Origin of the sequence: Burkholderia stagnalis, from assembly GCF_902830275.1 — a bacterium.
Taxonomy (GTDB): Bacteria; Pseudomonadota; Gammaproteobacteria; order Burkholderiales; family Burkholderiaceae; genus Burkholderia; species Burkholderia stagnalis.
Window position 1 is genome coordinate 58,544 of record NZ_CADESW010000022.1, and the last position, 16,538, is coordinate 75,081.

Below are 16,538 nucleotides of genomic sequence, written 5' to 3' on the forward strand. Positions count from 1 at the left end.
TGATTGCGCGACGGGCCTCCCAATGAAGATGACACTTGCATCCGGCATGCGCCTGCCGCGCAGGTCGCCTGCGGCACGACGCGCACGACGCAACAGCCCGGCCCGCAGCGGGCGCACGCATGCCGGGCGCAACGCACACGCACCATGGAAATGAGCCAGCGGCTGGTCGGGATGGTCGCGAGAATCCGCGCGCTGATGCAGCAGCAAGGCCTCACCGACGCCGACCTCGCGCGCAAGACCGGCATCTCGCCCGCGACGCTGAGCCGCGTGCTGTCGATGTCGACGGAAGATCCGCGCATCAGCACCGTGCTGGCGATCGCCGACGCGCTCGGATCGAGCGTCGGCTACCTGCTGCAGAGCGAGCGCGTCTACCCGATCCCGATTCTCGGCTGGGACGAGATGCTCGGCTATGCGCGCGGGCAATACGACCTTGCCCGCAACACGCGCTGGCTGACCGTCGATACGCCGCGGCGGCCCGGCACGTTTGCGGCGCGCACGAAACCGTCGATGGCGCCGCGCTTTCGCGAAGGCTCGATCGTGATCGTCGAGCCGTGCACCGCCTTGCGCGACGCGCAGGTGGTGATCGCCGTGATCGACGGCGGCGAGCCGACGCTGCGCCGCGTGATCCGCGACGGCGAAGTCGCCTGGCTCAAGGACACCCGGCCCTCGCCCGCCGACACGGTCAATGCGTCGAGCGAGAGCGTCACGGTGCTCGGCGTCGTGACCGAGTCGCGCCTGATCAATCCTTGAACGAGAACGGATTGAAGTTCGTGTGATAGTCGTAGTAGTCGATCTGGTCCACTTGCTTCAGGCGCCGGGACGCCGTCGTGACGACCGGCAGCAGCACGAGTTCGTAGGTCAGCTTGACGGCGATCTGGATGCCGATCATCGTCAGCACGACGTTGTCCGGCAGCCTGCCCCAGAACAGGATCATGCAGAACAGCGCGCTGTCGATCACGATCGCGACACCGGTGCTCGACACGATGCGCGCCCACAGATGGCGGCCCGCGCTCGCGATCTTGAGCTTCGCGAGGAACGTCGTGTTGATGAACTCCCCGCAGAAGTACGCGACCGTCGACGCGACGAAGGTTCGCGCGAACTCGAGCGCGAGCGCCGGGTATGCCGCCGCGAGCGTCGGGTTCTGCGCTTCCCAGCTCGGCAGGCCCGGCGGCAGCGACAGCAGCCAGGTGCCGATGATGAACATCAGGTTCACGGCAAGCCCGCCCCAGATCACCATCCGGCTGACCCGGTATCCGTAGACTTCGGTGATGATCGTGCTGAACGCGTAAGTCATCGGAAACGCGACCAGCGCGGCCGGAATGCCGAAGGTGACCGCATCGAACAGCGGCGGCCAATCGAGGCTGACCGCGATCACGCGCGCGCCCGTCACGTTCGACAGCATCAGGAAGCCCGCATAGAGCAGCGACAGCAGCAGCACGGCAGGCGTCAGCTGATGCTGGCGCGTCGGGAAGTACGACAGCGGGACGAGCTGGTCCGTGTACGTCGCCGCATTGAGGAAGCCGATGTGCGCGACGTCCTCGCGCGAGAACTTGTCGAGCCACGACTTCTTGTTCAGCTCGCGCGGCGACATCTTGAACGTGGTGCCGGAATCGCGCACCCGCACCAGCACCAGCAGCTCGTCGTTCATGGCCGACGGCTCGATGACGGCTTCGATTTCGTGAGAAGCCGCCTCCACGATCGGCTCGCGGCGCGCGGTCATTGCCGGACCAGGCGCGTATTCGGCGCGTCGTGCACGGGCACGCTGCTGCGCACCGGATTGATGTCGAGGCCGCCCCGGCGCGTATAGCGTGCCGCGACGGTCAGGCGCGTCGGCGCGCATTGATCCTGGATGTCCTTGAAGATCCGCTCGACGCACTGCTCGTGGAATTCCTCGTGATTGCGGAACGACACGACGTACCGGAGCAGCGCCGCGCGATCGATGCGCCGCCCTTCGTACGCAATCTCCACGGTGCCCCAGTCGGGCTGCCCCGTCACGAGGCAGTTCGATTTCAGCAGGTTCGAGTACAGCGTTTCGCTGACCTGCTCGTCATGCGTGGCCAGAAGCTGGCGATCGACGCTGAACGTGCCGATATCGATGTCCTCGTCGTCGATCGACGTGCCGGCCGGCGCGCCGATCCGCAGCGCGGCGGCACGTTCGAGCGGCTCGAGCGTGACGGAAACGGGCGCGCCGGCGCAGTGCGACAGATCGCGTGCGGCGATGCGCTCGACTTCCGCGTGATCCGCGAACGTCGTGTTGTTGAAGGTGTTGAAATACAGCTTCATCGACTTCGACTCGATCACGTTCGCCGACGCGCACGGCACGACGATCGTCGCGATGGCGACGCGCGGCACGCCGCGCGGCGTCAGCCAGGACACTTCGTAGTGGTTCCAGACGTCGACGCCGAAAAACGGCAGCGCGCCCGTGATGCCGATCTCCTCGCGCTTGATCGTGCGCGGGATCGCATAGAGCTTCTCGGGGTTGTAAATCGACTCGTATTTGGATTGCTTGCCCAGCTCCATGGCGCCCTGGTTGGATATGGTATTCATTTTTTGAAATGCTTGATTCCGGAATTTTGATTTTTTGAACGGCTCGGCGCATTTTTAATCGCGCGAAGGCTTGATTCAAATTCATGTCGAAAACTTCGGCATCATACCGCAGGCTTCCTTTTACAAACCTGACAAAACGACCTCGCCAGGTGACGCAGGAACATGCGCGATTCAATGCGCGTTCAATTTAAACCAAAGCAATCGATGCAACCGCGCCAGCGGCACCGAAAGAATAAATAGCGACATCCCACTCAACCTTCCGCAGCGAGCCTGTCATATCTACCAGTTTTAATCAGTCACGGGTTCATCCATATTAACCCCGTTAAGATATGTATTGCATTCTTGCAACACCCATACGAATTCAGAATTGCCGGCGTTCGCATTCCGACCGAGACAGGAAACGCGAAACGCGCCGGCAATTCAGCCGACCGGATCGGGCACCCGGGCATTCGCCGCATGAGCCGTTCACCACGCCCCAGCATTTGATCCGCTTCGGAACCGGCGGCCTGGCGAACGATCTCGCACGGCGCGCTTGTCATTTCGATGTCGCGCCGGGCATCGCCTCCAGTCCATTTCGCGTCGCCGGCTCAATTGCGACGTAGCTGCACTTGCGCCTTTACACACCGCAAAGAGAACATCGTGACGACTTATCGAGAACTCCAGGCCCAAATTGAAAGGCTTCAGGCACAGGCCGAATCGGTTCGTCTGGAAGAGAAACGAGCCGCCGTCTCCCGGATCAGGGAGGAGATCGCCCGCTACGACCTGACACCCCGGGACCTGTTCGGCGACCGGCCCCGTCGGCCGCGCCGCAGCCCGAGGCGCGGCGTGGTGCAGCCGAAGTATCGCGATCCGCAGACCGGGGCGACCTGGAGCGGCCGTGGCCGCGAGCCGCTCTGGATCACCGGGCGCAGTCGAGAACAGTTCCTGATCGGCCCGTCGAGCTGATCGTGCTCCGGCGCGGCGCGTGATCCGCGCGACGTCCGGCGGCTGCCCTGGCCACCATTTCATTCGCCGCACCCATGCAATGTGGACGACCATTCTGATTGGTGTCGCCGGTACGGTAATCCTGCTCGCAATAGCATCGGCCCGGCTCGCGCGCAGAGACGGCAAGGACACGCCCGGGCCCGCCGCGGCGCGGCGCCGCGTCGACGCTGTGCCGGGCTGCCCGCACGAGCGCGCGACGGAGACGGCCCGGTTCGCCACGCTCGACGCGCGTGGCGCGGATGCATGTGCCACCGCGCTCGAACGGCTGGCCGACGGCGGCTCGCACCGTGCATCCGCCGATTTTCCGAGCATCCGGTCCAGAAAACAGCAGATCCGCGAGCGCGCCCGAAAGGCGCGTGAACATGCGACGCGGGCCCACGATCACGCAAGCGCCGCCCGGTCGGCGCTCGGGGGCCACGCGCCCGGGCGCGCCGATGCGCAACTGGACGAGGTCCGGCGGCATGCACACCTTGCCAACGAAGCGCACCTGCATGCCAGGGATCTGCTTGAATTCACGCTGGCGGCCGAGAAGCGCCGGCCGGTGCTCTCGCGTCGCGAAAACGTCCGTGGCCCGGACTAAGCCAAAGCGGCCTCGCATCCGCGCGCATCGCACCTTGCCGCTGCCGCTTCGCCCGTCACCGGATGCTGACGTCGCACAACACCCGCCCATATCCCGCATAGAGCCGGTTGGCCGGAAGCAACCGTCGCTGCGCGAGTTGCCGATGCACGCTCGGCAGGTGGTAGAACGGCACGCGCATGAACAGATGGTGTTCGATGTGGAAGTGAACCGCATGCGGACCGAACAGGAAGGTCTGCCATGAGCGCCGGACGATCGTGCGCGCGTTGCGGCTCTGATCCGCGCCCGCCGGCAGCCCCGCGTGTTCGAAAATCGCGCGGACATGCCCGGCCAGCGGCAGCAGCGTGACCGACGGCACGATCCACAACCCGACGTACAGCAGCGGATGCCCGGCATGCGCGAGCACGCCGAACAGCAGCGCGTTGCTCGCGAGCATCGACGCGATCTCCCACACGACGTATCCACGCGACTTGGCGACCTTCGGCAGCACATGCCGGAACTCGCCGCGCACCAGCTTCGCGACGCTCGCGACATAGCCGATGCCGCACGCGTAGGCGAGCAGCCGCGCGATCAGCGCACGGCGCACGAGCGGGTAATCGTGGATGCCGAACACTGCGGCGACCGGGTCGTCGCGATGCATCGGCGCGCGGTGATGCTCGAGGTGGCCGCTGCGATACGTCCGCAACGACAGCCACAGCGGGCCGGCGGCCAGCGCCTGCCCGAGCGCATCGTTGATCCGGCGGCGCGGCGCGAGCAGCCCGTGCGCGCCCTCGTGCATCATCACGCCGAGCGCGAGCTGGCTGCGCGCGATCACGACGGCCGCGAGCGCGTACACGAGCGGATGCGGCATGTGCGCGGCGGCCGCGAACGACAGCGCGATCAGCATCCAGTCCCCCGCCAGCGCGGCGACCGCCCGCCACGGCCGCAGCCGAAACAGCGCCGCGTCGGGCGCAAACCGGCCGAGTTCGGCATTGTCCCCGGCGAACGGGTTGTGCCGGGTCATGCCGGCTCCCTGCGCAGCGCGCGCCGTTCGGCCCATGCCGCGCTCGCGGCCGCCAGCAGCGCGCCGCCCAGCACGTCGGCCAGCGTGTGCTGCTTGAGCGTGAGCGTCGATACGCAGATCAGCAGGCCGATCGCGACGACGGCCAGCCGACGACGCGCCGGCGCGAGCATCCGGCACGCGAGGCACGTGACCGCCACATGCAGGCTCGGAAAACCGTTCGCGGCCAGGTCGAGCTGCCACATGCGCGCGAGCCGGTGCCGCACGAACGCGTTGTCGATCGTCGTCACGTCCGGGCGCGGCACCGCTTCCGGAAACAGCAGGAAGCACGCGACGCTCACGACGAACGCGGCCAGCACGGCCCGCTTGAACGCCGCGAATGCATGAGGCGGCGCGCCGGCCGCGAGGACGATCACGAACGGAAAGAATCCCACGTACACGAACCATGACAGCGCAACGAACGGAATCCACGCATCGGCCGGCGTGACCAGCGTATATCGCGGCGTCACGCCGCGCTCCAGCGCAAAGAAGATCGCCAGCCCCGCGAGCATGCCCAGCGACGCGGCCGACGCCTGCCTTATGTCGAGCCGACGCAGGAAAAGCGGCAAGGGAAGCTTCACGGCGTCAGCACCTCTGCGTCGGATCGTCGTGCCGGCGCCGTCGCGTTCGGACAGAGGCCGAGGAGACATGTCGTCCACGCGTCGATCCGCGCACGTGCGCGCTCGCGTCCGGCGCCGGCCGGAACGCGCGCGCCCGGGCTGCGCATCAGCGCGTCCGCCGCCTGCCCGACCTGCCGCCGGAATTCGGCGGCGTCGCCCCGCCACGTCACGATGCGATGTTCAAGGCCCAGTTGCGCCGCCCGCGCGGCGTTGGCCGCCTGTTCGGGCTGGTCGGTCAGCACCAGCAGGATCGGCCGCTGATACACGCGCGCGATCGACAGCGCCGCCATTCCCGGCGCGGACACGATCAGCTGCGCGTGCGCGGCGCGCGTGACCCAGTCGGGATCGACGCCGCGCCATCCGTCGCACGCGGCATAGCCCTCGCCGACCCGATGCGCGGCCAGCCCGGCGTCGCCGATGCCCGCGCACAGCGCGCCGGCCATCGACACGTCGCGGAAATGCGGGTTCAGGTAGACGGCGGCAATGCGCGCGTCCGATGCGGGCTGCTCGCCGGCAACCGGCACGGGCGTCGGCAACCGGTAGTGCGCGGTTCGCGCGCACTCCGCGACGTCGTATGCGAAATCGTGCTCGATGCAGCAACGCGCCGCGTCGATCTGCCGGTCGACGATGCGGCCGAACGCCCGCGCGACGATGCCCGGCAGCCGCCCTTCGAAGTTGGCGGTCAATGCACGCCGGAGGCTGCCGCCATACACGTGCACGACCTTGCGCCGCCAGCGCGGCAGCATGCCCATGAACAGCAGCGCCGGATGAAACGAATCGTTGACGACGAGATCCGCGTGACGGACTGCGACACGCAGGCGCGCGATATCGCACACCATGCGCGTCGGCCGGAACACGTAATGCGCGACGTTGCGGTTCGTGTCGCCGCGCAGCATGTTCTGCCGCGTATCGAACTGCACCGCGTAGTGACGCGACAGCACGGGAGCGTCGATGCCGAACGCCGCGAGGAACTGCCGGCCGGCATCGGACGTCGTCAGCACGTCGACGCGGGCGCCGGCGTCGCGCAGCGCGCGGACCAGCAGTTGCGCGCGCATCAGATGCCCGCGCGCATCCGCGGTGGCGAGATAGACGATGCGCGGCGTCATGCGGCCGACGCGGGCGGTCGGGCGCCCGGACGCAGCGCGTGGAACCATCCGGCGGCGTACATCGCCAGCGCGCCGGTCACGCCGAAGCCTGCGTCGACCGCCCGGATCTCGTCGAGCAGCGCGGCGAGCCGCACCGCTTCGGACGGTGCGACGAGACGGCGCAGCGTCTCGGTGCAGAGCCGGACATGGCGCACCTCGTCGGTCAGCACCCGCGACAGCAGCGGATACATCGGATGCCGGGCGCCGATCGCGCCGCAATGGCGCGCGAGCACGCGCATCGCCATTTGCTCGGCGCACAGGCCCGTCGCATAGGCCGGCACGAGCAGCCCGTGCGCGAAGTGCGGCGCGTGGCGACGGGCGATCCGCCGCCACCGCGCGATCTTGCGGCGGCTCAGCCAGTCGGGCCGGCCCGGACCGTCCACCTGAACGCCACGCGCCTGCAGCGCATCGACGAACGCGGCGGCGTGGCGGCGCTCGTCGGCGAGATGCCGCTCGATCCGCTGCGCGATCCAGTCCGGCGCGTCGCCCGTCCATTCGTCGTGCAGCGCGCATTCCGTCGCCTCCTCGCCGATCAGGTACATGCGCAGCATCCAGCGCTCGCCGTGCCCGCTACGGTGAAGCCGGCGCAGCGCCGCACGCTTGATGCGGTCGACGAGATACGCCTGCATGCGCGCGAAGCCGCGCGGCGCCGGCGCGTCGAGGCAGCCGAACCCATCCGCGCGGCCGCCTTGCCCCTGCCCGGAAGCGGTGCGTCGCGTACCGGCCGTCGTCATGCGGGCTCCCCGCGGGCAGCCCCGGCGTCGCGCGGCGCGGCGGGCGCCGCCGCGCGATGCCACGCGAGAATGAGACCGATGAAGCTTTCCTGCAGGAACGCACGCCCCGCCGCCGCCGCACCGGCGAATGCCTCCTCGCGGCCGTTCACGCGCAGATACCCGCTGCCGTTGCGCGCCCCCAGTTCGATCCGGTCGTGCCTCCTGAAGCCGCGCGTGCGCATCGCGTCGACGAGCGGACTCTGGTCGAGCCCGAACAGGAACAGCTCGCGCTGCGCGACCCACACCGGAATGTGATCGCTCAGCGCGTCGAACCGGATTGCCCACGTGCCGGCGGCCAGCGCGCGTTCGATCTCCGCGTGGCCCGGCTCGCTCGACGTGAAGCTCGCGCGCGCCACCGATTTCGACAGGCTGCCGACGCCGAGCGCGATCGTGATGTCGTCGCCGGATGCGCGCTTCGGATCGGTCGCGCGCACGTTGACGAAGTACCGGGCCACGCGCGCCGCGAACGACGGGCGCTCGAACAGCGCGCGGGTGTCCTCCGGCGTCAGGAGATCGCGCTCGGCGTCGCCTTCGCGCACGCGGATGCGGTACGGATCGATCCGGACATCGGCGAACTTGCCGCGCACGGGTGCATGCACGTAGACGTCGCGATTCCATTTGACGCCCGAGCGGCGCAGCAGCACGTGCACGCTCAACGGCACGCGCTGCCCGTCCGCATCGACGCCGCTGCCCTGCAGCAGCACGTCGCCGAGCACCTCGCTCGCATGGTGGTTCGGGTCGCTCGCGAACACGATCGCGTGGTTGCGCGTGTCGACGTTCGCGCGAACGTCCCGCGCGTCGAGCGCGATGCGGTTGCAGTCGGTGGCGGCATTGCCGGCGAACGGGCAGCCGCTCTCCGACGCGAAATGAAACACGCCGCGTCCCGCGTGTTCGACCGCGGCGGCATGCGCGCTGGTGGCGGCGGCAACGACGGCGAGGCAGGCAAGGCGGCTGGCAAAGGTAGGCATGGGCGTATGACGAGAAATTCCGGGTTGTATGCAGGCACCGTGAAGCGGCGTGGCGTGCCGCGCCAGGTCAATGACGGTGGTACGAGAGCGCATCGAGGTCGCGCCGCGCGGAAGCGCGCCGGGACAGCCCGGCGCCGCGCGCGAGCGCGCCGAGCGTATCCACCACGGACACGCCGATCGTCACGGCGACGGCCGCCAGGTAGCGCACGGCCCCGAGCGGCGGCAACTGCTGGCGATTGAGCGCGCCCAGGCTGTAGCCGAGCCGCATCGCCATCACGCAGAACGGGCCGAGCGGGCCGCTGCGGCCGAGCCATTGCCAGCGGCGCGGCAGGTACGCGTTCACGAGGTACGGCGTGAGCCCCACGCTGTCCTCGCCGCGCATCCAGCGCAGCTTCAGCGTTTCGCGGCGCGTGTCCGGAAAGCGATGTTCGGTGTGCGCCGTCGGCGCATACTCGATCGGCACGCCCGCCGCCTGCATCCGCAGCCCCATGACCTGGCAGTGCGCGCGATAGACGCCGTCGAGCGGCTCGTACCGATGGCGCGCGAACACCTCGCGCCGGAACGCGACGTTGTTCGCATAGAAGTTGCGCGTCGCGCCATCGCGCAGCGGGCTCGGGAAGTACATGAAATCGATCGACGTCATGGCGACGCCCAGCACGGTCGGCGCATAGCTGGTGCGCCCGGCCACCGCCGCCGGCGCGTCGTGCGCGGCACGCGCGAACGGCGCCAGCAGCTGCGCGAGCCAGTCCGCCGCCGGCCGGCAGTCCGCATCGCCGAACACGACGTAGTCGCAGCACGCGGGGTCGACGCGATCGAATCCGACGTTCTTCGCGTCGTAGTAGCCGGTGTTGCCGTCGATCTCGACGAAGTCGATCTCGCGGCCCGCGAGCGCGGCGATCTGCGCGCACGCGTCGGCCGGCAGTCCGTCGTGCGTGACGATCCACTGCGCCAGCGCCGCCGGCCGCAGCGTCTGCCGCGACAGTTCGGATACCAGGCGCTTCAGGCTGTCGACGGCCTGCGTCATCCCGTGGCCGCCGCGCAGGTTGTTCGTTTCCAGGATCAGCGCGGTGCGCGCCGCGACGGAACGGGTGCGATCGTTCGCGAGTGGGGGGGTGTTCGACATCCGAAACGTTTCCTCTTCGATGGCGCCGTCGTCATGCCGAGTGCAGCTTGTGCATCGAAATATCGTTGCACAATGTCATGCGGCGTCTGCCGGGCACGGCAGGCACGTCGAACCGACGGCCGACGACGCATGCGCGTCTGCATGCGCCGCGCAACCGCGCGAATTCAGGATGACGACGGAAAAATGGCGGACGCGCACCGCGAATGCGGGCGCGCTGCGGCGCTCGGTGCGCGGGCGGACGGACGGAACCGCCGGCCCGCGCCGGTGCTCACTCCTGCGCCGGATCGGTGTCGGCCAGCCGCGGCTTCGCGCCCTGCAGGTCGCGCGTGTTCTTCTGCACGGCCACCGCGCCGAACAGCGCGAGCACGAACGACATCGCGTAGAAGCCCTTTTCGCTGAGCTGCAGCGTCGCGTTGAACAGGCCGACGACGAGCAGCGCGATCGCGAGCAGCAACGCGATCCAGCTCAGGCCGTAGTAGATGCCCGTCACCGGGATGCCTTCGGAGCGATCGCGCACGCTCTTTTGCAGCGAGATCGCCGCATACAGGCCGAATGCCAGCACGGTGAAGTAGTAGCCCTTTTCATTGAGCTGCATGCCGGCATTCCAGAGCCCGATCAGGAACGCGGCGAAGCCCGCGAGCAGCGCGGCCCACGATGCCGCGACGAAAGCGAACGACGGTTGCTGGAGATTGGTCTGGTTCATCGAATTGCCCTCTTCTTTCTTGTTGTTTGGAATACTGCGCGAGCATGTTAGCAGCTTTGCCGGACCGCACGGCAGCGCCGACGCGCCGCGGCACGCAGCATTCCCGCCGGCCGGCCCGTTCTCCCCGGGCCCCCGCTCATCGGCTCACGTGCCGCGATGCGCGCGCCGCCAGCGCCCCGGCGTCGTGCCGAACACCTCGCGAAACGCCTTGCCGAACGCCGCCTCGGACTGGTAGCCGACCGCCTGGCCGATCTCCGCCTGCCCGCGCCGCGTGTCCTGCAGCAGCGCGCACGCGTGCATCATCCTGATCCGCGTGACGAACGCGCCGACGCTCATGCCCGCCTTCGCGCGGAAGTGCCGCGCGTAGGTCGCGCGCGACATCGCCGACACGTCGCCGAGCGACGCGACCGTCCACGGCTGCGCGGGCGCCTGCATGACCGCCTGGATCGACGGCCCGAGCCGCGCGTCGGCGGCGAGCGCGAGCCAGCCGGACGGCACCTGCGTGTCGCGGCCGTACGCGCGCAGCGCATACGCGAGCAGCGCCTGGCCCAGCGCGTTCACGATCGCGCGGGCGCCCGGCTGCAGGTTCGACGCCTCGGCGCGCAGCACGCTCGTCAGCATCTGCAGCGGCGCGAGCCCCGACGCCTCGCGCAGCCCGACGTGCAGCACGCCCGGCAGCGCGCGCATCAGCAGCTCGCCCGCGCCCCGCTCGTAGACGAAGCGGCCGCAGAGCAGGTCGACGCTCGCGTCGCCGGGTGCGTCGGTATTGGATTTGACCGGCAGCACCGCGCCGCCGGACGACGGCAGGTCGTGCAGCGGCCGTGCCGTCGCGGCGTGGGCGGCCACCGCGTCGTCGATCACGTGCGCGTCGCCGGTCGGCAACAGCACGAAATCGCCCTCGGCGAGCTGCAGCGTGCGCCCGCCCGGCCCGCGCAGCCGGCAGCGGCCCGCCAGCAGCAGGTGAAACGCGGCCTCGCGGGGCGGCAGCGCGTCGTGCGCCATCGCGAACGGGCCGTCGAGCAGGCAGCGCACGTCCAGCTCGACGTGGCTGCGGCCCAGCAGAAGCAATTGGCTCAACGCATCCATGAGACGCTTGCGCTAAAAATTGACACTTTAACGCATCGAAACCATCACCACAGGCGCTCAGAATAGCCGTGCATCTCCCGCGACCGCGGCACCCGCCGCCGTCCCTTACCCGTGAAAGGATGAGCCATGCTGAACTGGAACGAATATCGCAATGAACTCTCGACGCGCATCGGCGATCTCGCGAAGTTGTCGCCCGGCACGCTGGCCGGCTACAAGGCGCTGGCCGACGCCGGCGCCAAGACCGGCCATCTCGACGCGAAGACGCGCGAGCTGATCGCGCTCGCGGTGGCGGTCACGACGCGCTGCGACGGCTGTATCGCCGTGCACACGGCCGAGGCGGCCAAGCATGGCGCGACCCGGGAGGAAGTCGCCGAGGCGCTCGGCGTGGCGATCGCGCTGAACGCAGGCGCGGCGCTCGTCTATTCGGCGCGCGTGATGGATGCGATGGGCGAGTAACGCGCGCGACCGCCGCCCCGCCCCGGCCGGCGCGCCGGGGCGCTCGCCCCGCCCCCCTTCTGCGCCGCGCCGCCCGGGCGGCGAACTCGGCTACCATGCGCGAACGATCCACCGAGAAGGAGCGTCCCATGTGCCGCTGGCTCGCCTATACGGGGAATCCGATCCACCTCGAGACCGTCCTGTTCCGCGCAAAGCATTCGCTGATCGACCAGAGCCTGCATTCGGAGCTGGGTGCCACGACCACCAACGGCGACGGTTTCGGCATCGGCTGGTACGGCCATCCCGACGAACTGCCGTTCCGCTACCGCTCGGTGCATCCCGCCTGGAACGACCGCAACCTGCGCGAAGCCGCGCGCGCGATCCGCTCGCGCATGTTCATCGCGCATATTCGCGCGGCGACCGACACGCCGGTGCAGGAAACCAACTGCCACCCGTTCCGGCACGGCCGCTGGCTGTTCGCGCACAACGGGCTGATCCGCGGCCTGCACCAGCTGCGCCGCGACCTCACGCTGAAGATCGATCCGGCGCTGTTCCCGACGATCGAAGGCTCGACCGATTCGGAGCTGATGTTCCGTCTCGCGCTGACCTTCGGCCTCGAGCAGGCGCCGTTGCCGGCGCTCGAGCGGATGGCCGGCACGGTCGAGGACGTCGCCGCGCGGCACGGCGTCGCGCTGCCGATCAACATGACGGTGTGCGCGACCGACGGCGAGCGGATCATCGCGGTGCGCTACTCGAGCGAGCGGCAGTCGCGCTCGCTGTTCCACAGCACGTCGTTCCGGCACCTGCACGCGTTGTACCCGCACAACCCGCGCATCGCCGAGGCCGGCGACGACGCGTTCATGGTGCTGTCCGAACCGCTCGTCGACCTGCGCGGCGCGTGGGAGGAGATTCCGGAAAGCACGGCGATCGTCGTGCACGGCGCCGACGTCGAGCAGCGGCCGTTCGAGCCGCGGCGTCACGCGTGAGCGCGGCGCCGCGTCGACCGCCTACGCTTCGGGGTCGAGCTTCACCTCGAACAGCGACTTGCCGTCGAGGTCGTGCAGCGACACCGTCATCGCGCGGCTCGCCGGGTCGATCTTCGCGCGCCCGTAATACTGCTGGCCCGCGGCCGGCGACCGGTTCTGCGGGTTGTCCTTCGGCACGCTCACGTAGCGCAGCGCCGGGCCGAACGTCATGTCGGTGTCGTTCGGGCCGAACGTGCCCGCGTTGATCGGGCCGCCGACGAATTCCCAGAACGGCTTGAAATCGGTGAACTTCGCGCGCGACGGATGGTAGTGCGCGGCCTGCGCGTAGTGCACGTCCGCCGTCACCCAGACGACGTTCTCGATGTTCTCGCGCTTGATGAACGACAGGATGTCGGCCAGCTCGAGCTCGCGGCCGGACGGCGCGCCGTCGTCGCCGTTCGCCCACGCCTCGTAGGTGCCCTTCGGCACGTCCGGATTGAGGTCCGGCACGACGAGCGAGATCGGCATGTCGCTCGCGATCACCTTCCACGTCGCGCGCGAGCGCTTCAGCGACGCCTTCAGCCACGCGCTCTGCTGCGCGCCGAGGAATGCCGAATCGGCATCGAGCCGCGCCTGCCGGTTCGGCGAATTGCGCCCGCGGTAGCTGCGCTCGTCGAGCATGAACACGTCGAGCAGCGGCCCGAACGCGAAGCTGCGATAGATCTGTTCGGGATCCTGCCGGTTGATCCGGAACGGGTTGTATTCGAACATCGCCTGCCGTGCATAGGCGGACAGCAGCGACGCGCTGCGCGTCTGGTAGCGCGCCTCCTCGGGCCCGATCTGCTGGCCCGGATACCAGTTGTTGCGCACCTCGTGGTCGTCCCACTGCACGAGGAACGGCACCTCGGCCATGAAGCGGCGCTTGTTGCGGTCGAGCTGGTTGTACGCGAACGCGCCGCGATAGTCGTCGAGCGTTTGCGCGACGTGCGACTTCGCCTCGGTGACGAGATTGGTCCACAGCGTGCCGTCGGGCAGCTTCACTTCGGCCTGGATCGGGCCGTCCGCATAGATCTGGTCGCCCGAGTGGATGAAGAAGTCCGGCGCTTCGCGCCGCATCGCCTCGTAGATCCGGTAGCCGCCGAAACGCTCGTTGATGCCCCAGCCCTGCCCCGCTTCGTCGCCGGAGAACACGAAGCACACCGGCCGGTCGGCGCGCGCGGACGGCGTGCGCAGGCGGCCGGTCACGGGCTCGCTGAACACCTTGTCGTTCGCGAGATCCTGGAAGCGCACGCGGTAGAACACGTCCGCGCCGGACGGCAGGCCGGCGAGATCGACGCGCGCGCTCAGCCCGGTCGCGTCGATCGCCGCGGGGCCGATGCGCCGCTCGAAGCGCCTGAAGCTTTCGTCGGTCGCGTAATCGACGATCATCCGCGCGGGCCGGTCGGTGCGGCTCCAGACGATCGCGCGCGTGTCGGTCACGTCGCCGCTCATCACGCCGCCCGGCAGTTGCGGACGCAACCGGTCCGACGTGACGATCGCGGGCGCCGCGCGCTGCGCGAGCACGTCGGCGATTCCCGATGCGCCGAGGAGCGCCGCGCCGCCGCCCGAAACGAGGCGCTTGAGCAGCAGACGACGGGAGGGGGCGATGCGATCCGGCATGGAGGACTCCTGCAAAGGTCGATTGGAAACGTTTTCCTCCGGATCGTAATGCGCGAACATGTAACTTTCATTTCACCGCCGTCGACCGGTTGCCATGCCGCGGCCCGTCGGCTATAAAAGTCCGACGCCTGTCCGTCCGGCATGCTCCGCCTGCCGGCATGGCCATCCCGTTCAACGCTTCATGGAGAACCGACCTTGACCCTGGACCTCGCCACCACCCAGCAATTCCTGATGACCCGCGGCCTGGATTTCGGCCTCAACCTCGTCGCTGCCATCGCCCTGTGGTTCGTCGGCCGCTGGGCGATCCGCATCGGCACGCGGCTGCTCGGCAAGGTCGTGCAGCGCAGCGGCAAGGTCGACCCGACGCTGGCCGACTACCTGACCTCGGTCGTCGGGGTGCTGCTGACGATCCTGCTGATCCTCGCGATCCTGCAGGTCTTCGGCGTGCAGACCACGTCGTTCGCCGCGCTGCTCGCCGGCCTCGGCCTCGCGATCGGCACGGCCTGGGGCGGCCTGCTCGCGCACTTCGCGGCCGGCGTGTTCATGCAGGTGCTGCGGCCGTTCAAGATCGGCGACGTGATCAGCGCGGGCGGCGTCACCGGCACGGTGAAGGAGCTCGGGCTGTTCGGCACGACGATCATCACCGCGGACAACATCGTGACGATCGTCGGCAACAACAAGATCTTCTCGGACAACATCGCGAACTACAGCGCGACGCCGTACCGCCGCGTCGACCTGACCGCGAAGATCGCGAACGGCGTCGATGCGGCCGACGCGATCAACCGCCTGAAGGCAGCGGTGCAGAAGATCCCGAACGTGCTGACGAGCCCGGCGCCGGACGTCGGCGTGCTGCAGTTCACGCCGGAAGGCCCGCTGCTGTTCGTGCGGCCGTCCACGCAGCCGGCGAACTACTGGCAGGTGTACTGCGACACCAACCACGCGATCCTCGACACGTTCCGCGACGCGCAATACCCGACGCCCGAAACCCCGTTCCTGCATCGCACGACCTGACGCGCGGCGCACCGCGCGGACGCAAAAAAAGCGTGGCAATTCACATTGCCACGCTTTTTTTTGCATCGCGTCGCCGGCTGGCCGGCGCGCTTCAATGCCCGCTGGTCTTGCGCGCGTCGTCCGAGCGGCGGCCGCGCACGAGCTTCCACACCGCGCCGAGCGCGACCGGCACGATCGCGGCACCGATCCCGGCCAGCACGATCACGTTCAGGTACTGGCGGACGAACGGGATGTTGCCGAAGAAGTAGCCGAGCAGCACCAGCAGCAGCACCCAGATCAGCGCGCCGAGCACGTTGAAGAGCTGGAAACGCGCGACGCTCATCGACGACGCGCCCGCGACGAACGGCGCGAAGGTCCGCACGACCGGGATGAAGCGCGCGAGCACGATCGTCTTGCCGCCGTGCTTGTCGTAGAACGAGTGGGTCTTCTGCAGCGCCGCGCGGTCGAGGAAGCGCTCGAGCACCGGGATGTGCGTATTGAAGACCTTCGGGCCGATCCAGCGGCCGATCATGTAGTTGACGGTGTTGCCGGTGATCGCCGCGACGAGCAGCAGCACGATCAGCGCGCCGACGTTCATTTCGCCGGTCGCCGCGAACGCGCCGCCGATGAACAGCAGCGAATCCCCCGGCAGGAACGGAAACACGACGAGGCCCGTTTCGCAGAACACGATCAGGAACAGCACCAGATACACCCAGGCGCCGTACTGCCGGATGAAATCGCCGAGGAATGCGTCGATGTGCAGGACGAGATTGACGAAATGGAGCAGCGTATCCAAATGCGGGTTCCTTCAGGGGCAAACGGGCCGGTGACGGCATAAAGGGCGAAAACGCACGGCCGAAAGAGGCGGTGCGCCAGGACGCAGTCATCATACCGAAACTGCCTTAAGGCTCCGTGAAAAAACGT

General features: G+C 68.6%; 18 protein-coding genes. 6 read left to right on the top strand and 12 right to left on the bottom strand.

The window, feature by feature from the left end; all coding sequences use genetic code 11:
• Positions 1-144 precede the first annotated feature (144 nt).
• Complete coding sequence (locus HWY45_RS29370) at positions 145-750, top strand: LexA family protein (protein ID WP_059802483.1); 606 nt, start codon at positions 145-147, stop codon at positions 748-750.
• Here HWY45_RS29370 and HWY45_RS29375 read toward each other — a convergent pair.
• Both HWY45_RS29375 and queF read right to left on the bottom strand, forming a co-directional pair.
• Positions 740-1,648: a queuosine precursor transporter gene (locus HWY45_RS29375; protein WP_230941821.1), complete on the bottom strand. Its 909-nt coding sequence runs from the start codon at positions 1,646-1,648 to the stop codon at positions 740-742. The two genes, HWY45_RS29370 and HWY45_RS29375, sit on opposite strands and share 11 nt — an antisense overlap.
• A 68-nt stretch (positions 1,649-1,716) precedes the next feature.
• Complete coding sequence (gene queF, locus HWY45_RS29380) at positions 1,717-2,547, bottom strand: NADPH-dependent 7-cyano-7-deazaguanine reductase QueF (protein WP_059882620.1); 831 nt, start codon at positions 2,545-2,547, stop codon at positions 1,717-1,719.
• A gap of 639 nt (positions 2,548-3,186) precedes the next feature.
• Between queF and HWY45_RS29385 the strand changes: the two genes are divergently transcribed.
• Positions 3,187-3,492, top strand: a complete 306-nt coding sequence (locus tag HWY45_RS29385) for an H-NS histone family protein (protein ID WP_059802487.1) — start codon at positions 3,187-3,189, stop codon at positions 3,490-3,492.
• Positions 3,493-3,571: 79 nt separating this feature from the next.
• A complete protein-coding gene (locus HWY45_RS29390) occupies positions 3,572-4,111 on the top strand; it encodes a hypothetical protein (RefSeq protein WP_059882618.1) in 540 nt (179 codons plus the stop codon).
• A 55-nt stretch (positions 4,112-4,166) separates the two neighbouring features.
• Here the strand turns inward: HWY45_RS29390 and HWY45_RS29395 are convergent, their stop codons facing one another.
• The 8 genes from HWY45_RS29395 to HWY45_RS29430 form a co-directional block, all read right to left on the bottom strand.
• Entirely contained in the window at positions 4,167-5,111 is a 945-nt protein-coding gene (locus tag HWY45_RS29395) for a fatty acid desaturase family protein (protein ID WP_059882616.1), read from the bottom strand.
• Positions 5,108-5,728: a phosphatase PAP2 family protein gene (locus tag HWY45_RS29400; protein WP_059882614.1), complete on the bottom strand. Its 621-nt coding sequence runs from the start codon at positions 5,726-5,728 to the stop codon at positions 5,108-5,110. Before HWY45_RS29400 ends, HWY45_RS29395 begins: the two co-directional genes overlap by 4 nt.
• On the bottom strand, positions 5,725-6,873 hold the full coding sequence (locus HWY45_RS29405; RefSeq protein ID WP_059882680.1) for a glycosyltransferase family protein: 1,149 nt from the start codon (positions 6,871-6,873) through the stop codon (positions 5,725-5,727). Before HWY45_RS29405 ends, HWY45_RS29400 begins: the two co-directional genes overlap by 4 nt.
• Complete coding sequence (locus HWY45_RS29410; RefSeq protein ID WP_175038351.1) at positions 6,870-7,709, bottom strand: hypothetical protein; 840 nt, start codon at positions 7,707-7,709, stop codon at positions 6,870-6,872. The genes HWY45_RS29405 and HWY45_RS29410 overlap by 4 nt, the downstream gene beginning before the upstream one ends.
• Positions 7,643-8,653, bottom strand: a complete 1,011-nt coding sequence (locus tag HWY45_RS29415; protein ID WP_059882611.1) for a hypothetical protein — start codon at positions 8,651-8,653, stop codon at positions 7,643-7,645. Before HWY45_RS29415 ends, HWY45_RS29410 begins: the two co-directional genes overlap by 67 nt.
• Positions 8,654-8,720: 67 nt before the next feature.
• Positions 8,721-9,776: a glycosyltransferase family 2 protein gene (locus tag HWY45_RS29420; protein ID WP_059882609.1), complete on the bottom strand. Its 1,056-nt coding sequence runs from the start codon at positions 9,774-9,776 to the stop codon at positions 8,721-8,723.
• Positions 9,777-10,044: 268 nt separating this feature from the next.
• The gene (gene yiaA / locus HWY45_RS29425) at positions 10,045-10,479 is read right to left on the bottom strand and encodes an inner membrane protein YiaA (RefSeq protein ID WP_059802503.1); all 435 of its coding nucleotides are present in this window, start codon (positions 10,477-10,479) and stop codon (positions 10,045-10,047) included.
• A 144-nt stretch (positions 10,480-10,623) separates the two neighbouring features.
• Complete coding sequence (locus HWY45_RS29430; protein ID WP_059802505.1) at positions 10,624-11,565, bottom strand: AraC family transcriptional regulator; 942 nt, start codon at positions 11,563-11,565, stop codon at positions 10,624-10,626.
• A gap of 126 nt (positions 11,566-11,691) precedes the next feature.
• On the opposite strand from HWY45_RS29430, the gene HWY45_RS29435 reads away from it, so the two are divergent.
• Complete coding sequence (locus HWY45_RS29435; protein ID WP_059802507.1) at positions 11,692-12,021, top strand: carboxymuconolactone decarboxylase family protein; 330 nt, start codon at positions 11,692-11,694, stop codon at positions 12,019-12,021.
• 128 nt (positions 12,022-12,149) lie between these two features.
• The gene (locus HWY45_RS29440; RefSeq protein ID WP_059882607.1) at positions 12,150-12,986 is read left to right on the top strand and encodes a class II glutamine amidotransferase; all 837 of its coding nucleotides are present in this window, start codon (positions 12,150-12,152) and stop codon (positions 12,984-12,986) included.
• 21 nt (positions 12,987-13,007) lie between these two features.
• Here the strand turns inward: HWY45_RS29440 and HWY45_RS29445 are convergent, their stop codons facing one another.
• Positions 13,008-14,624, bottom strand: a complete 1,617-nt coding sequence (locus tag HWY45_RS29445; RefSeq protein ID WP_059882605.1) for an alkaline phosphatase D family protein — start codon at positions 14,622-14,624, stop codon at positions 13,008-13,010.
• Between the two features lie 231 nt (positions 14,625-14,855).
• Here HWY45_RS29445 and HWY45_RS29450 point away from each other — a divergent pair, with 231 nt between their 5' ends.
• Positions 14,856-15,635 (top strand): mechanosensitive ion channel family protein, encoded by a 780-nt coding sequence (locus HWY45_RS29450; RefSeq protein ID WP_059565259.1) that lies wholly within the window; start codon positions 14,856-14,858, stop codon positions 15,633-15,635.
• Positions 15,636-15,726: 91 nt separating this feature from the next.
• Here the strand turns inward: HWY45_RS29450 and HWY45_RS29455 are convergent, their stop codons facing one another.
• The gene (locus tag HWY45_RS29455; protein ID WP_059802513.1) at positions 15,727-16,410 is read right to left on the bottom strand and encodes a DedA family protein; all 684 of its coding nucleotides are present in this window, start codon (positions 16,408-16,410) and stop codon (positions 15,727-15,729) included.
• Between the last annotated feature and the right edge of the window lie 128 nt (positions 16,411-16,538).

Excerpts from the sequence above, each read along its gene's own strand:
- HWY45_RS29405 (WP_059882680.1), bottom strand. The coding sequence starts at position 6,873 with ATGACGCCGCGCATCGTCTATCTCGCCACCGCGGATGCGCGCGGGCAT.
- yiaA (WP_059802503.1), bottom strand. The coding sequence starts at position 10,479 with ATGAACCAGACCAATCTCCAGCAACCGTCGTTCGCTTTCGTCGCGGCA.
- HWY45_RS29445 (WP_059882605.1), bottom strand. The coding sequence starts at position 14,624 with ATGCCGGATCGCATCGCCCCCTCCCGTCGTCTGCTGCTCAAGCGCCTC.
- HWY45_RS29420 (WP_059882609.1), bottom strand. The coding sequence starts at position 9,776 with ATGTCGAACACCCCCCCACTCGCGAACGATCGCACCCGTTCCGTCGCG.
- HWY45_RS29440 (WP_059882607.1), top strand. The coding sequence starts at position 12,150 with ATGTGCCGCTGGCTCGCCTATACGGGGAATCCGATCCACCTCGAGACC.
- HWY45_RS29450 (WP_059565259.1), top strand. The coding sequence starts at position 14,856 with ATGACCCGCGGCCTGGATTTCGGCCTCAACCTCGTCGCTGCCATCGCC.
- HWY45_RS29375 (WP_230941821.1), bottom strand. The coding sequence starts at position 1,648 with ATGAACGACGAGCTGCTGGTGCTGGTGCGGGTGCGCGATTCCGGCACC.
- HWY45_RS29415 (WP_059882611.1), bottom strand. The coding sequence starts at position 8,653 with ATGCCTACCTTTGCCAGCCGCCTTGCCTGCCTCGCCGTCGTTGCCGCC.
- HWY45_RS29370 (WP_059802483.1), top strand. The coding sequence starts at position 145 with ATGGAAATGAGCCAGCGGCTGGTCGGGATGGTCGCGAGAATCCGCGCG.
- HWY45_RS29390 (WP_059882618.1), top strand. The coding sequence starts at position 3,572 with ATGTGGACGACCATTCTGATTGGTGTCGCCGGTACGGTAATCCTGCTC.
- HWY45_RS29435 (WP_059802507.1), top strand. The coding sequence starts at position 11,692 with ATGCTGAACTGGAACGAATATCGCAATGAACTCTCGACGCGCATCGGC.
- HWY45_RS29395 (WP_059882616.1), bottom strand. The coding sequence starts at position 5,111 with ATGACCCGGCACAACCCGTTCGCCGGGGACAATGCCGAACTCGGCCGG.
- HWY45_RS29430 (WP_059802505.1), bottom strand. The coding sequence starts at position 11,565 with ATGGATGCGTTGAGCCAATTGCTTCTGCTGGGCCGCAGCCACGTCGAG.
- queF (WP_059882620.1), bottom strand. The coding sequence starts at position 2,547 with ATGAATACCATATCCAACCAGGGCGCCATGGAGCTGGGCAAGCAATCC.